The organism is Cohnella hashimotonis (genome assembly GCF_030014955.1).
GTDB lineage: Bacteria > Bacillota > Bacilli > Paenibacillales > Paenibacillaceae > Cohnella > Cohnella hashimotonis.
Window position 1 is genome coordinate 3,152,467 of record NZ_JAGRPV010000001.1, and the last position, 15,368, is coordinate 3,167,834.

Genomic DNA, 15,368 nt, shown 5'->3' on the forward strand with positions numbered 1-15,368 from the left:
GCCGCGCTTTTGGGCCGGCTGCCGTCGTATGCTTAACTAAGGTTTAAAGTCACGGCGTCACGCGCAGCGAATCCACCAGCATATACGAGCCTGTCTTTTTAACGGCCTTGATCGTATGCGATCCCGCGGTCAAGCCGCTTGCGCCGTAAATCGACTGGTTAACCATGCGTGTCGCGTTGTACGTGTTCGCCGTCGTTTGCAGGACGTTGTCGATATAAATGTCGACATTGCCCTGATCCGGCGCCTTCTCACCCAGCAGCTCGATCCCCGTTCCGTTAAACGTGTATTGCATGTAATCGTTGTTGGCAGCCGTGAAGTGCACGTCGTCACTGTAATCCCCATAGCCGCGATTGGCGTTCTGCGACCAGGTGCCGGAGTACGTGATGCCGGAATCCGTATTATTCAGCTGAATACGGCTGCTGCGGACACTCAGCTTGTCGAGCAGCATGTACGTTCCCGACTTCTTCACGGCTTTGAGGGTATGGGCGCCGCTCGTCAAGCCGCGGATGCTATAGACGGTCTGCTGCGCGAGCCGCGTCGCGTTATAGGTGCTCGCCGTCTGCTTGAAGATGCCGTCTATATAAATGTCGATGTCTCCTTGCGACGATTCCTTCTCGGTAATGAGATCGATGCCTGTGCCATTGAAGGCGTATTGGAAATAATCGTTGTTCGTCATCGTATAGTGGACATCGTCGTTGTAATCCCCGAAGCCGCGGGCGGTGCTGGTCGACCAGGATCCGGAAAATGTAAAGCCCGCATCCGTATCGTTCACTTCGATCGGCGAAGCAACGTTAAACGAGAGTTTGTCGAGCAGCATGAACGTACCGGTCTTTTTCACCGCCTTCAACGTATGAACGCCGTTCGAGAGCCCCGAAACGCTATATACTTTCTGCTGCGTCTGACGCGTCGCATTGTAAGTATTGACCGTTTGTTTCAGCACGCCGTCGATGTAGATGTCGACATTTCCCTGTGACGAATCCTTCTCGGTATATAAGTCGATGCCGGTTCCGTTGAACGAAAATTCGAAATAGTCACCGTTCGTTTGCGTATAGTGGACATCGTCCTTGAAATCGCCGAGCCCGCGATTCCAGCTCCGCTGCCAGCTTCCCGTATAAGAGATGCCCGTGTCATCGTCGTTTACAACGTTAGCGCCGCCGTTCGTCACGACTCGCAGCATCCGGGACGCGTGCGGCGCGAGATTCACGGCGCTGTAGCCCGTCGCGAACTTGCCCAGATCGGTGTGCGTCCACAGATCGCGGACCGTTGCGGAGCCGTATAGGCCGATGTCGCTCCAGTTCGCCGTCACCGTAGCCGAAGCGCTGCCGAGGTTGAACAGAGCGACCGTATAACTGCCGTCCCCGTTGTTCGCGTACCATACCTGCTGGTTGGTCGCGGTCGAGACCGGATGCGCAGGGCGCCCCGCCTGATTGACCGCGATCACCTCGTCATTCGTCAAGAGTCCGATGCCGAAGCTGTCCAGATTGGTCAAGTCATTGCCCGTGTACAGCTGCGCAGACGACATCGACCATAACGTCATCGCCGTGCGGCGCTCGTCCTGGGTCAAGCCGTCCATCGTCCCGTTGCCGACGTTCAGCGAGTCGAAGTCGTTCCAGCCGCCCGGCCTCGCATCGCGCCACCAAATTTCGGCATCCGGAAAAAGGCGGGCGATGTTGTTCCACTCGGTCAGCTTCACGCCGGGCTGATAAGCTTCGACGTCCCAATCGACGCGCCAGCCGTTGGCGTATTGCTTCCAATAATCGACGTAGTTATGGTCGAGCGCCCAGGAGAGCTCGAACCAGATCCCGTGCGGCGCAAGCGCGGTCGCCCATGCCTTCACGTCGTCGCGCGCGTCGATCGACGTATCGTTATGGCCGGAGCCCGGCGTCACGCTGTCGAACTTCACGAAGTCGATGCCCCAGGACGCGATCAAATCGGCGATGGAGTTGACATAGCTTTGGGCGCAGGGATTCGCGAAGTTGATCTTGTAGCCGATGTTCCAATAGTCCGCCGTCGTAAGCGGCAAGACGGCAATATCCTGCATGTGGCAGGAGGTCGTGCCATAAATCGGCAGGTTGGCATTGTAGGCGTCCTTCGACAGCCCGGGAATCAGATAGATGCCGATTTTTTGCCCATTGTTGTGCACGTAGTCGATAACGTCCTGGAAGCCGTTCGGGTAAAGGGTCGTGCTCGGGACCGGCCGGCCGTATCCGTCCATGCTTCCGTTCCAGCCTGCGTCGATGTTGATGTATTCGTAGCCGTGAGACTGCAGGGTGGCGTGCATGGCGTCCGACTGCGCCTTGATCTGGGCTGCCGTGATAAAGGGATTGCTGCCCGAATAAACCTGCATGCTGTAGCTGCTCCAGCCCATATAAGGCTTCTGGCCGAGTCCGTTGATGGCGGCGCTCGCGATTTGCCCTTGCGGCATCGCGATTCCCGCTTGCGTCGCGAGAATGGCAACGGTCAGCAAGAGGATGCGAAGCTTGATGAAAGGTTTGAACATAATGAACATCATCTCCCATTCTAATGGATCGTGAAGCCACGAACAGACCGCCGATGGGCGCGTTGACTTCCCTGCGGCCGCCATGCAGTTGCATACCGTTTGCTCCGCCGCATCCCCTCCTTTTAGAATATTTGATAGCGCTTACACATTTGATTAGATTCATTATCATTTCCTTGCGTCAATAAAAATAGGTACAATTGCGCCGTGTGGCGTACCGAATCGCCGTTTTTTGTTTAAAATGGTTGCAAATCGCAAAAAAATGCGATGCAGAAAACCTCTCTCTGCATCGCATTCGATCGTCACTTCAATGTCATGGCCGGCATCCCTGCTATTCTTTACGATTTGCCGCTCGTAAGCTGCTGCGCCGCCAAGGCGATAAACATAAAGTGCGAAGAACCGCCTCCCAGTACATACTCCACCTGCTGCCACAAATAAGGGAATACCAGCAGCTCGGGGAAGTCGGGACGAATCAGCGCAGTACCCGAAATGACGCCGCCGGGAATATAGGACCAATCGGCGCGATTTAGTCCGTACCCTACCGTTGCCGAATTGGCGCCTACGCCCGAAGCGAACGACATCGTATTAGCGCCTGGATGACAGCCCAATACAAAGTTTAGGGCATTAAAAATCAACTCGGATTCGAAAATATCGGGATAAGCCCGATGCAGGAAATAATATTCGTATCCCTGTTGTTGAATTCCCCATCCCGCTCCCCAGATGTGCGGGCGATACGGGATACCGTAAGGCGTCTCGGCACTTTGCAGCGCAAACTGCTCTTTTAACGCCGGCAAGGCATAACAAAACTTTTGCGTGAATCCGGCGTCGTTCATCGCTTTTTCGGCGCGAGCGATAAACCAGCCTACCTGGTCGATCGATTGGACGATAAAATCCGTTTCCGACAACAAGTGGCTTTTATAAGCGTCTTCTCCGGTCGTTAAAAACAATTCGGCGGCGGCATGCACCTTTGCCGTCCTGGCATTGCCGGTCCCATCCGTCATCTTGAATAGTTCGGCGGCGGCCTGCAACGCTTGCTGACTTAAAACAGGGTTAAAATCGAGCAAGGCGCGCGAAGCGGCTGCGAGATGGGCGGCAGTCGTCAATTCCCGCGGCGGATTGTCTTCGGTGAACACCCAACGTTCCGAATCCATGCTCGCGCTGTCGCCAAGATGAACGTATTGCCGAAGGTCGTTCTCGATAATTCCCCGATAAAGACGCCCCAATGCGCGGTAGCCGCCTACGACGGACAAGACGCCGTGCTCGATCTGCTGCAGAATGTCGTTTTTCCCGTCAGGCTGGTGGATCTCGACGATTCGCTTGTCCTGATCGATCGTCGTCGCGTCGTAATAGACGTTAAAAGACTCGTATGCGAGGGCGAGCGTATAAAATTCGCCGGACTGCGATTCGATCCGCAGGTCAAAATCGCCGGCGTCGTGCCAACCGCCAACATTCAGCCCCGGCACGAAGTCGCCCGGCTTGTAGTCGGTGAGCGTGGACGCGCCTTGTTCGTAACCGTCAAAGTGGTTCAAATTTGTCGGAGCCATCCGGGCGTCATGTTCGTGACAATCGCCATGCCAGACGCGGTATTTCTCGCTTACCCGCATATGGCACATCTGGACGGGAAGAAAATATTCCAGCACCGGCTGCCAGACGCCACGGTCGTAAATATCGCCGGCAATCCGGAAGATGGATGACGAAGACGATCCGTATTGGACTTTGTACAGGCCTTCCTCCCTGATATCCGTAAAGTCGAACTTGAGATAGCGATAGCGGAGAAATGGTCCCCATTCTTCACCCGCTGCCGAGAAAACCTCCTTTTCGCCGAACTCCGTGATTCTGAAAAGCGACAGCTTTTCGCGTTTGCTCTCGCGTTGATCAAGCTCGATGATCGCAGTCTTCGATTGACCGGGGTGGTACCCGACCTGCGAAGTTTGAACGACGGCAGGAGCGAGCCAGTCTTCCACGACGTTAGGGGTGATGATCCACTCGATCGCATGACCAGTGGCTCCTGCAGGCACCTCGCTGCTGATCACGAACCAGCCGTTGTTATGGTTCATTCGCCCGTCGTACAGCTTGAGCTCCGCCCCTTTGCTTTCGATGGTGAAGCGGTTGTACGGATCTTCGGGCCGCACGGTAAAACGTTTTCCCACGGCATAAGGCTGAGCGACGAGATCGTCGGCGATCATCGGGTTGTATCCCTTGTTGCCGCCGGTCAGCCGTTGAAGATCCGCTTTCGCATCGGGCTCGCCAAAGCTCCCCGGATGCGCATGATTGGAGGGCAGCGACAAAACCGGACCGTTCGGCTGTTCCGGGAAAATGCCGGATTGGTTGTCCATGATCCAGGGCTTGCCGAACAACGCGCCGGGAAACAGTTCCAGGTTAAAGCTTATTTTACCGACGAACCTGTCCGGGATCGGCCTGTCCAAATCGACCGTCACTTTGACCGAGGGGCCTTCCCCTTGAACGATCACGTTGTAATTAAACTCGAATTCCGGATAGACCATCGGATTAAAGCCTTTTAAGTGTTTCGATTTGTCCGGAAAGCCGAGCGAAGTGACGATCGCATTCGCTGCTTCGTCCAGCTCGCGCTTGCCCTGCTTGGGCACCGGCTGCCATTGTCCCGGGGTCTGCTCGAACCGTATGTCGCCGTTCGTGGCGACGCGATTGCCGTGCATGAGAATGCTTACGCCGGATTGATGCCCTTCCGGATAAATATCGTCGAAGGCCATCACATTCACGCCCTGATTTTCAAAATAGCCGGTTGCGCGATTTAAGTTGAACCCCTTGTTCTCAGCGGCGGCGGGGCCGTTTCCTTTTTCCATGTAGTCGCACTCCTTTTATGGATTTCTGACATTGATGATAATATAGCCAAGCTCTCATGCATAGGCAATTAACGGGAAAAGCGAATGAATCCACGTTATTGTTAGCTCCGGTGCCGATCGTCACGCTGGAATCGTGCTTCACGTCTGCTTGTTGCGGATGGCGGATGGCTGTCGGCAATCGAGCGCAACCGATTGAGTCCATTGTTCCGTCGTTCGCGGAAGAGCCGATCACCTGTAAATGCTTAAAAACCGCCCTCTACGGGGCGGTTCATTTTCAAGCGGGTGCCGCTCTTTATAAGAGCGAGGTTTCATTCTTCGCCTCCGGAAAGCGGCTATCCGGTCCTTCAAATAAGCTTCCGCCACGATTTTTGAGATGCATATCGAAGAAATCCAGCATATAGGCATTGATGACGGCGTTCGCTCTTTCAGGCGCAATCTTCCCTGTAATGCCCAGCCATTTGAAAACCGGAGAAATGAACTGTACATCGGTAAAATTCAAATGCTCCGTATGGTCGATATAGAGGAATTGCCCACCCGAAGCAACCGTTTCGCGCATCCGTTCAAGCTCTAACTTTTTGTCCACCGCTACTTGATCCATCCACGCTCTTGAGTTGCCCAAGCGTTTAAGCTCTGCATCCGTGTAGATATGATCTTCCATCACCAACTTTAATCTTTCGAACTCGCTTTCCGAGTTCATGAACAAAAACGGCTTCTGCAGACCTTCCCTGTCACGCAGGCGATAAAGCCCCCCATCCAGGTCTATGCCAACCGCGATTCGCGGATCGTAAGAAGCATCATAGGCCGTCGCTCCGCCGATGGAGTGACCGAACGTCCCGACATGACCGAGATCGATCCGCCCTTTAAGATCGCTTGGGATCCGTCCCGAATGAAGAAGCTCGAATTGGTCCAGCGCAAACGCCACATCGTCGGTTAAAACTTTTCCAAGTTTGTCGCGATTGCCGCTTTCCGTCCGGTAATCATGATCTGATGAGAATAAGTCGTTCGTTGTGCTGGTCGTAATTCGGCCGTTCGGAAACTCGGTTGCGAATGTATTGTAGGTGTGGTCGATCACTGCCACGATGTATCCGTGACTGGCGAGAGTTTCGGCTTGCGCCGCGTGGAGGAACCTGGAAGAGCCGAAGCCGGGATTCGCAAGGATTAGCGGGTAGGAAGTCTGTGCCGATGAGACTTTGGCTCCCGAATATGAATGACTGGATACGTACTTCAGGTGTTGCAAAGTAATCCCGGGAAGGCCATAGTTCGCGGCCATATAGCTTAATATCCGGGTATCGGGAATAAAAGGAGCGAGCTTGCCGGTGCCGGCTTGAGCCGGATACCATACCTGAACCATCAATTCTCGCTTACCGTCGCTCGTTTTGTCGAAAATCTCTTCCCTTTTCGTATCCACGAAATGAAAAGCTTGCGTTCCTACCTTAAATTCGCCTTTCGGTTCAGGCAGTTTAAAAACAGGAAATGCATACAGGAGACCCGCAGTTACGACCAGCATGATCGCTATGACGGTATAAGCTGAACCTAGCATAAATCGCGGGATTTTTCTTACGTCCTTTTTTTTATAATATCGATAACCTGAAACGGCTAAAAAAAGGACCGTTATGCAGAAGGGGAAAACCAGCTGAATTCTGAATCCTTCTACCGTCCCGTGAATGATTAGTAAAAGCGCGGCGATCCCGCTTGCTACGAATACTGGAATCCTGCGCAACCCTTTTTTTAATAGGATGGATAACGCGAACAAGCCGATGTTTGACAATAAAAGCAACAGTTCAAACAGCCTCATCTCGATTCTCCTTTTTGAAAATATCAGTTTACGTTTATCCCAATATAATCCTGCCAGTCTCGCCCAAACCATCGATTTGCCTTACATCTACCTTGCAGTTTTGTAAGGCGCAAAAAAAAGCCGCATATATGCGACTTTTTAGATTAATCAAATGCTCGTTATCGTAATATCGCTCTTCCTTACCGCCGGCTCTTGCTTGCCGTCCGTCGATTGGACACCCGCCTCTCCCCTTTTTTTGCTTTATCCTTGAGAAAAGGCTCGCAGCCGGCGATGAAGCTCCTTCACTTGCGCAGCCAGTCTCGGAACAGGGCCTTCGACCACCGTATCCCGAATGACGTCCTGTATCCGTAAAGTGCGCACCTTCGGCTCGGGAACCCCCCATTCGCCAAGCCAGTCGGCCAGCTGCGCGGAGGAGCTCGCGTATACGATACGGCCCAGTCCGACCCAACCGTGGGCTGCGGCGCACATCGGACAATGCTCGCCGGACGTATACACGGTGGCTTCCCTTCGCTGCTCGGGCGTCAGATGAGCGGCCGCCCACCGGGCGATCGCGAATTCCGGATGCTGCGTATGGTCCCCGCCCGCCACGCGGTTGCGATCCTCCATGAGCACGTCGCCGTCGCCCGCGACAAGGATCGAACCAAACGGCTCGTCACCGGCTCCCAGCGCTTCTTCGGCCAGCGCAATGCAGCGGCGCAGATGCATCAGATCGATTTCGTTAATCATGATGGTCCCTCCTGTTCTTTCTTATGCCCTCATGGTAGCATGGGAAGGTTGATATGAAAAATATTGATTATATCGTTATTAAATAAGCTTTTTCATATACATGCGAGGGGGAAGCGGCGTTGGACATTCGACAGCTGCGTTATTTCGTTGCCATCGTAGAGGAAGGCACGGTTTCGGGCGCAGCCAAGCGCCTGCATCTCTCCCAACCTCCGTTAAGCCAGCAATTGAAGGCAATGGAAGAGGACGTTGGCGCACTTCTTCTGGAGAGAATCGGCAAAAGACTGGAAGTGACTGAGGCAGGCAAACGTTTGTACGAGTATGCGTTGCAAATGATTGAATTAATGGAGGCGGCCAAATCGGAGGTTCAGGAAGTTGGCAACGGGTTGAACGGCCGGCTCTCCATTGGCGTGAACACTTTGTCCGTAGCGGGCCTCTCTCCCGCTCTCCAGCACTTTAATCGGCTATATCCGAAAATGACTTACAAAATTCATCAAGGGGAATCGTCTCATCTATGTCGCTTGGTTCGAGAACGCGAGGTTGAACTTGCTTTTGTCCGGCTGCCGCTTGAGCTGGGGGACGATCTGTCGGTCCTGCATCATGAACAAGAACCGTTTTATGTTATTTCCTCTGATCGGCATACGTTCGGGGATGAACGGGAGATCTCCCTGGCTGACGTCGTCAATCTCCCACTCCTGCTTCCAAGCACGCAAGGTCTAGGCGTCCATTATTTGATTTTGAAATCGTTCTCCGAACTTCGACTGGAGCCGACGATCCAAGGGGAATGCTCCGATATCGGCCTCTTAATGCGCTTGGTATCCGCCGGTTTCTGCATTTCGATCGTTCCGGAATCGCTGCTTGACCATTATCCCGGTTTTCCCATTAGGCGACGAAAACTATCCGGCGAATCCGGGTTGATATCGTCTATCGGTCTTGTGGCTCTGCGCCGCCATCGATTGTCTAAGGCAGCCCGGAACTTTATCGATCTATACCGTTCGGAGAAGTAGGTGCCATGCACAATGGGAAAAAGCAGTCGGAAGCGCTTGCGAGAGCGCCTTTCGCCTGCTTGTTCGTCAATATCGCAAATCTTTCGGTTGTCTCGTGACGAGATTCGATGTTCTAATACGTGCCAAGCGTGGCGCCAGACGTAATGGCATAGTCGGAGGTCAGTACGACCTTGTAAGTGCCGGCAGGTTGATTGCTCGCGAGGTTGTACCATCCGCCGATCGTCTGGCCCGGGCCGATGTATGCGGAGTTGCTGCCCACATAGACGTCGCCGGTTGATGTGACGCGGTAGAGCGTCATGTTCATTGCCGTGCTGTAAACCGAACTCGTATTGGACCAGGCGCCGCCGACGCGGATGTTGCCCGATAATGCGTTGATCCAGGTTCCCGAGAAGGCTTGGGTCGTTGCCGTGATCGAAGCAGAAGCCGTTTGGCCTGTGCTGTTCACCGCAACTACGCGCACCGAATAAGCTCGGCTTGGCGAACCGCTGAATGAATAAACGGTGCCGCTTGTCGTGCCTAGCAGCACATTGTCTTTATACACTTCGTAGCTTACGGCATTGGAGGCCGTCCACGACAAGTTGACGGTCGAATAAGTGCTCGTGTAGGAAATGGAAGGCGCCGTCGGGGCCGGGGCGCAGCCAAGCGTCGTGGCGGATGCCGAAGTCGTCGCGTATCCGCTCCCGCCGGCAACTGTAAACGTATAGCTGGTGCATGCGGACAGACCATTCACGATCATTCCGTTTCCGGCATAGGTCGCCAGATAGCTGCCGTTCTGGTAAACGGTGACGACGCCTTCGCCAGGCTGGAGCGACCAGTTCAACTGAAGCGAACTTGCCGTGATGCTGCTTACGGACGCGCCTGTTGCGGCGCTGGCTGTAGCAGCCGGGAGCGCTGAAGCCAATAATAAAGCCCCCAATAACCATTTGCGAATTTTCATCATACACGTCCTCTCGATTTAAAATGGAATGGCAGGATAAAGCAACGATAATCTAACATGTATCCGTCTGCCCGACAATCCATTTCCTCTAGATTTGTAATAATGCGCATGCTTCCCATAGAATCGCACCTGCGTATCAAGCGGCCGCTTTCCGATGTGTGTAAAATTACAATAATTATAGACATTCTTAAGGTTATCCATCGCTGGTATTGTATAGATGAATTCAAATTTTATAGAAATTCGGAGGTGATCCACTCGCAATAGCTGCTTTAACCGGAAATGCAGAAGCAAGACTGGCATCGCAGGTCGGATTTAACGCATGTCGGTAATTTATCTTCTTTGCCAAGGAGGCCATTCATGTCCACACATTTTCAAGTCGTTAAAAAAAGGTCGACGATCGCGCTGCTGCTCACGTTGCTTATTGCCGCTGCACAACTGTCGTTTAATCTGAACAGCGCATCCGCCTCGTACAATCTGGCGTTGACTCGTTATGTGTGGGCCAGCAGCGGAGCCAATCCTTCCAATGCCGTGGACGGCGGGCAGAATACCTTCTGGCAGCCGAACTATGGCGCGGCCGGTTGGATTACCGTCGATCTCGGCAGTGTCCAGTCGGTCAACCAAATCGTTCTGAAAACGCCGACCTACGGCCACTTCGTCGAGGCGGTGACGATCCAGACCAGCAATTCGGCGGACGACAGCAGCTTTGCTACCCAATCGACCAGCACTCAAGCCTTCTACTCCGCCAACTACTATTCGGTCACCATCAATCTGCCGAGCACCGTCAGCACGCGCTATGTTCGCGTAAACGTAGCGCCGGTCAGCGGCGGCGGCACCGCAACAATGGTCGGCGAGCTGGAAATATACGGCCCTTGACCGGCAATCGCGGTGCGCAACGCGCATGAAGCCGGCGGCCGGCCTTAGCCTCGTGCATGCGTAAAAAAGAAGAGAAGCCGGCGGGCTTCTCTTCTTTGCTGGAAATGGCTCTTTTTAAACTCGTTAACCCACGGATTGGATCGCATCATCCAACAATTCCTTTTCTGTCGAATGCCCTTCGGCGTCTGCCTTAGCGATTAAACTGGCCGTATCTACAACACGAGAAGCGTAACCCCATTCATTATCATACCAAACCAGCAGCCTTAACTCATTCTCATACGTTTGCAAACTCAATCCATCTATGATTGCAGAATGCGCATTGCCTATAAAATCCGCAGATACGAGCGGCAGATCGCTATATGCGAGAATGCCGCGGTGTTCTCCTTCGGCGGCTCGAGTGAGAATCTCGCGTATTTCCGATGGCTCTGCTTGTGTGCGCAGCTGCAGCACCACGTCCAGCAAGGATACGTCCTGCACCGGAACGCGAATGGATATTCCGTGTATCCGGTCGGCAAGATGCGGCAAAACGTTCTTTAACGCTTTGCCGACACCCGTGCTCGTAGGAATGATAGAACTCGTGCACGATCGCGCACGTCGTAAATCCTTATGCGAATTATCCATATGGTTCTGGTCGTTCGTATATGCATGAACGGTGGACATCCAACCTTTTTCGATGCCGAAGGCTTGATCAAGCACATGCAATACCGGCGCGAGGCAGTTTGTCGTGCAAGACGCGGCTGACAGGATACGATGACGCTTGGCATCATAGCTACGTTCATTTACGCCCATTAGCAAAGTGAAATCCGCATTTTCTGCCGGTGCCGTCAGCAAAACACGTTTTGCCCCCGCTGTCAGATGCTTGGACGCTTCGGTGCGGTTATTAAAGCGGCCAGTCGCATCAATGGCCAGACTTACGCCCAGTTCGTTCCAGGGCAGCTTTTCCGGATCTTTTTCGGAAATGATCGTGATTCTCAAGCCGTTGATCGTCAGCTCGCCATTTTTAACCTGGATGTCAGCATCCCATGTACCATGTACGGTATCGTACTTTAGCAGATGTGCCAACGTTTCAACTGATCCGATGGAATTGATCGCTGCAAGCTCCACATTTCGAGGAGATTGATTAATCAACCTTCGAATAACAAGTCTACCGATTCTTCCCGTTCCGCTAAGTCCAATTCTCAATTCGTTGCCCCCTTCCCTTATTAATGCATCATAAATATAACATAATTAATATATATGATGCATTATAAATTTATTTATGACGCATATAAATCTTCTTAATACACTGTTCCCCTCGTCTCTCGTTGCCGCAGCTTCCATGTTAACTTCTACGTTAACGATCTACGTCCACTATCCTCGAAAACGTTAAAAAACCACCTTCCGAAGAAGGTGGTTCTCTTTGCTGCGCTTTAGCCTGGCGACGTCCTACTCTCCCAGGACCCTGCGGTCCAAGTACCATCGGCGCTGGAGGGCTTAACGGTCGTGTTCGAGATGGGTACGCGTGGGACCCCTCCGCCATGACCACCAGACCTACTGTGCGGCGTTTGCCATACAGCTTTGCAGCTTTTCAGAGCTTGCGCCCTGAAAACCGGATGCGAAACGAACCTGCGCCTAGAAATTCTCTTGCCTGTGCGGCTTGCCGTTTGTTCCTCGGAAGGAACAGTAGGATAAGCCCTCGACCGATTAGTACTCGTCAGCTACACACATTACTGTGCTTCCACCCCGAGCCTATCAACCTCGTGTTCTCCAAGGGGTCTTACTAATTGGGAAATCTCATCTTGAGGCGGGCTTCGCGCTTAGATGCTTTCAGCGCTTATCCCTCCCGCACTTGGCTACCCAGCGATGCTCCTGGCGGAACAACTGGTACACCAGCGGTGCGTCCATCCCGGTCCTCTCGTACTAAGGACAGCCCCTCTCAAATTTCCTACGCCCGCGACAGATAGGGACCGAACTGTCTCACGACGTTCTGAACCCAGCTCGCGTACCGCTTTAATGGGCGAACAGCCCAACCCTTGGGACCTACTTCAGCCCCAGGATGCGATGAGCCGACATCGAGGTGCCAAACCTCCCCGTCGATGTGGACTCTTGGGGGAGATAAGCCTGTTATCCCCAGGGTAGCTTTTATCCGTTGAGCGATGGCCCTTCCATTCGGTACCACCGGATCACTAAGCCCGACTTTCGTCCCTGCTCGACTTGTAGGTCTCGCAGTCAAGCTCCCTTATGCCTTTGCACTCTTCGAATGATTTCCAACCATTCTGAGGGAACCTTGGGGCGCCTCCGTTACGCTTTAGGAGGCGACCGCCCCAGTCAAACTGTCCGCCTGACACGGTCCCTTCACCGGATTCACGGTGACAGGTTAGAACCTAGATACGATCAGGGTGGTATCCCAACGGCGCCTCCATTGAAGCTTGCGCTCCAACTTCTTAGGCTCCCACCTATCCTGTACAGACCGTACCCAAGTTCAATATCAAGCTACAGTAAAGCTCCATGGGGTCTTTCCGTCACGTCGCGGGTAACCTGCATCTTCACAGGTACTAAAATTTCACCGGATCTCTCGTTGAGACAGCGCCCAAGTCGTTACGCCATTCGTGCGGGTCAGAATTTACCTGACAAGGAATTTCGCTACCTTAGGACCGTTATAGTTACGGCCGCCGTTTACTGGGGCTTCGGTTCACAGCTTCGGGTTGCCCCTAACCGCTCCCCTTAACCTTCCAGCACCGGGCAGGCGTCAGCCCGTATACTTCGCCTTACGGCTTCGCACAGACCTGTGTTTTTGCTAAACAGTCGCTTGGGCCTATTCACTGCGGCCCCCTCGGGCTATTCACCCTACCGAGGCACCCCTTCTCCCGAAGTTACGGGGTCATTTTGCCGAGTTCCTTAACGAGAGTTCTTCCGCGCGCCTTAGAATTCTCTTCTCGCCTACCTGTGTCGGTTTGCGGTACGGGCACCTTCTCCTGGCTAGAGGCTTTTCTCGGCAGCGTGAGCACGGAACCTTCGGTACTGTAATTTTCCCTCCCCATCACAGCTCAAGGTTAAAGCATGCGGATTTGCCTACATGCACCCCTTACTGCTTGGACGAGCTATTCCATCAGCTCGCGTTCTTGCCCTCCTGCGTCCCCCCATCGCTCGTAACGGATTACGGTGGTACAGGAATTTCAACCTGTTGTCCTTCGACTACGCCTTTCGGCCTCGCCTTAGGTCCCGACTTACCCTGAGCGGACGAACCTTCCTCAGGAACCCTTAGGCTTTCGGCGGACAGGATTCTCACCTGTCTTTTCGTTACTCATACCGGCATTCTCACTTGAATGCAGTCCACCGGTCCTCTCGGTCCGACTTCAACCCGCATTCAACGCTCCCCTACCCAAGTCGTAGTCTTCACTTCACACTGGTGATGTGTTTAGCTGGGCGCATTTGGTCAGAATCTTTGAACAACCTTAGCGGTTGATTCTGACGAAATGTCCCGGCGTTCCACCAGAACAAAGTGAAGACTACGACATGCCATAGCTTCGGTGGTGTGTTTAGCCCCGTTACATTTTCGGCGCAGAGTCACTCGACCAGTGAGCTATTACGCACTCTTTAAATGGTGGCTGCTTCTAAGCCAACATCCTGGTTGTCTTCGCAACTCCACATCCTTTCCCACTTAACACACACTTGGGGACCTTAGCTGATGATCTGGGCTCTTTCCCTCTTGACGACGGATCTTAGCACTCGCCGTCTGACTCCCGAGCATACATCCATGGCATTCGGAGTTTGACTGGACTTGGTAACCCTTGGCGGGCCCCGCACCCAATCAGTGCTCTACCTCCATGATGCTAAATCTCGAGGCTAGCCCTAAAGCTATTTCGGGGAGAACCAGCTATCTCCGAGTTCGATTGGAATTTCTCCCCTACCCCCACGTCATCCCAGAGCTTTTCAACGCTCACGAGTTCGGGCCTCCAGTAAGTGTTACCTCACCTTCACCCTGCACAGGGGTAGATCACCCGGTTTCGGGTCTACGACTACGTACTAAAGCGCCCTATTCAGACTCGCTTTCGCTGCGGCTCCGTCTCTCCGACTTAACCTCGCACGTAAACGTAACTCGCCGGTTCATTCTACAAAAGGCACGCCATCACCCCTAGATCGGGCTCTGACTTCTTGTAAGCGCACGGTTTCAGGTTCTTTTTCACTCCGCTCCCGCGGTGCTTTTCACCTTTCCCTCACGGTACTGCTTCACTATCGGTCGCCAGGGAGTATTTAGCCTTGGCAGATGGTCCTGCCGGATTCCCACGGGGTTTCTCGTGTCCCGCGGTACTCGGGATCCGTCTCGGAGGGAACAGATTTTTGGCTACAGGGCTTTTACCTTCTATGCCGGGCCTTTCCAGACCTCTTCGCCTAACCTGCTCCTTTGTAACTCCATGTGAGACGTCCCACAACCCCTGAGAGCAAGCTCTCAGGTTTGGGCTAATCCGCTTTCGCTCGCCGCTACTGACGGAATCACTCTTGTTTTCTTCTCCTCCAGGTACTTAGATGTTTCAGTTCCCTGGGTGTGCCTCCTTATGAGCTATGTATTCACTCATAGGTGACTGGGCATGACCCCAGCCGGGTTTCCCCATTCGGACATCCCCGGATCAAAGCCTGCTTACGGCTCCCCGAGGCAATTTCGCTGTTCGCCGCGTCCTTCTTAGGCTCCTGGCGCCTAGGCATCCTCCGTGCGCCCTTAATAGCTTAACCTGTC

Annotated in this window: 8 protein-coding genes and 2 rRNA genes; 2 read left to right on the forward strand and 8 right to left on the reverse strand. The window is 53.5% G+C overall.

Annotated elements, in window-relative coordinates; genetic code table 11:
• Nucleotides 1-49: 49 nt before the first annotated feature.
• The 4 genes from KB449_RS12660 to KB449_RS12675 form a co-directional block, all read right to left on the reverse strand.
• On the reverse strand, nt 50-2,500 hold the full coding sequence (locus tag KB449_RS12660) for a glycoside hydrolase family 27 protein (protein ID WP_282908725.1): 2,451 nt from the start codon (nt 2,498-2,500) through the stop codon (nt 50-52).
• Nucleotides 2,501-2,835: 335 nt separating this feature from the next.
• The gene (locus KB449_RS12665; protein ID WP_282908726.1) at nt 2,836-5,319 is read right to left on the reverse strand and encodes a glycoside hydrolase family 9 protein; all 2,484 of its coding nucleotides are present in this window, start codon (nt 5,317-5,319) and stop codon (nt 2,836-2,838) included.
• Nucleotides 5,320-5,611: 292 nt separating this feature from the next.
• Nucleotides 5,612-7,114, reverse strand: a complete 1,503-nt coding sequence (locus KB449_RS12670; RefSeq protein WP_282908727.1) for an alpha/beta hydrolase family protein — start codon at nt 7,112-7,114, stop codon at nt 5,612-5,614.
• A 240-nt stretch (nt 7,115-7,354) separates the two neighbouring features.
• The gene (locus KB449_RS12675) at nt 7,355-7,840 is read right to left on the reverse strand and encodes a nucleoside deaminase (protein WP_282908728.1); all 486 of its coding nucleotides are present in this window, start codon (nt 7,838-7,840) and stop codon (nt 7,355-7,357) included.
• A 119-nt stretch (nt 7,841-7,959) separates the two neighbouring features.
• Between KB449_RS12675 and KB449_RS12680 the strand changes: the two genes are divergently transcribed.
• The gene (locus KB449_RS12680; protein WP_282908729.1) at nt 7,960-8,844 is read left to right on the forward strand and encodes a LysR family transcriptional regulator; all 885 of its coding nucleotides are present in this window, start codon (nt 7,960-7,962) and stop codon (nt 8,842-8,844) included.
• A gap of 112 nt (nt 8,845-8,956) precedes the next feature.
• On the opposite strand, the gene KB449_RS12685 is transcribed toward KB449_RS12680, so the two are convergent.
• Nucleotides 8,957-9,781: a fibronectin type III domain-containing protein gene (locus KB449_RS12685; protein ID WP_282908730.1), complete on the reverse strand. Its 825-nt coding sequence runs from the start codon at nt 9,779-9,781 to the stop codon at nt 8,957-8,959.
• Between the two features lie 357 nt (nt 9,782-10,138).
• Here KB449_RS12685 and KB449_RS12690 point away from each other — a divergent pair, with 357 nt between their 5' ends.
• Nucleotides 10,139-10,654, forward strand: coding sequence for a discoidin domain-containing protein (locus KB449_RS12690; RefSeq protein WP_282908731.1), 516 nt, complete (start codon nt 10,139-10,141; stop codon nt 10,652-10,654).
• 123 nt (nt 10,655-10,777) lie between these two features.
• On the opposite strand, the gene gap is transcribed toward KB449_RS12690, so the two are convergent.
• The 3 genes from gap to KB449_RS12705 all read right to left on the reverse strand — a co-directional run bounded on the left by gap (nt 10,778) and on the right by KB449_RS12705 (nt 15,364).
• On the reverse strand, nt 10,778-11,836 hold the full coding sequence (gene gap / locus KB449_RS12695) for a type I glyceraldehyde-3-phosphate dehydrogenase (RefSeq protein WP_282908732.1): 1,059 nt from the start codon (nt 11,834-11,836) through the stop codon (nt 10,778-10,780).
• 230 nt (nt 11,837-12,066) lie between these two features.
• Nucleotides 12,067-12,183: ribosomal RNA gene (gene rrf / locus KB449_RS12700) — 5S ribosomal RNA — on the reverse strand.
• Nucleotides 12,184-12,317: 134 nt separating this feature from the next.
• A 23S ribosomal RNA gene (locus KB449_RS12705) occupies nt 12,318-15,364 on the reverse strand.
• Nucleotides 15,365-15,368: the final 4 nt, after the last annotated feature.

What these genes read in the sequence shown, in the direction of transcription:
- KB449_RS12685 (WP_282908730.1), bottom strand. Translation starts at nt 9,781, where the DNA reads ATGAAAATTCGCAAATGGTTATTGGGGGCTTTATTATTGGCTTCAGCG.
- KB449_RS12690 (WP_282908731.1), top strand. Translation starts at nt 10,139, where the DNA reads ATGTCCACACATTTTCAAGTCGTTAAAAAAAGGTCGACGATCGCGCTG.
- KB449_RS12660 (WP_282908725.1), bottom strand. Translation starts at nt 2,500, where the DNA reads ATGTTCAAACCTTTCATCAAGCTTCGCATCCTCTTGCTGACCGTTGCC.
- KB449_RS12670 (WP_282908727.1), bottom strand. Translation starts at nt 7,114, where the DNA reads ATGAGGCTGTTTGAACTGTTGCTTTTATTGTCAAACATCGGCTTGTTC.
- KB449_RS12665 (WP_282908726.1), bottom strand. Translation starts at nt 5,319, where the DNA reads ATGGAAAAAGGAAACGGCCCCGCCGCCGCTGAGAACAAGGGGTTCAAC.
- KB449_RS12675 (WP_282908728.1), bottom strand. Translation starts at nt 7,840, where the DNA reads ATGATTAACGAAATCGATCTGATGCATCTGCGCCGCTGCATTGCGCTG.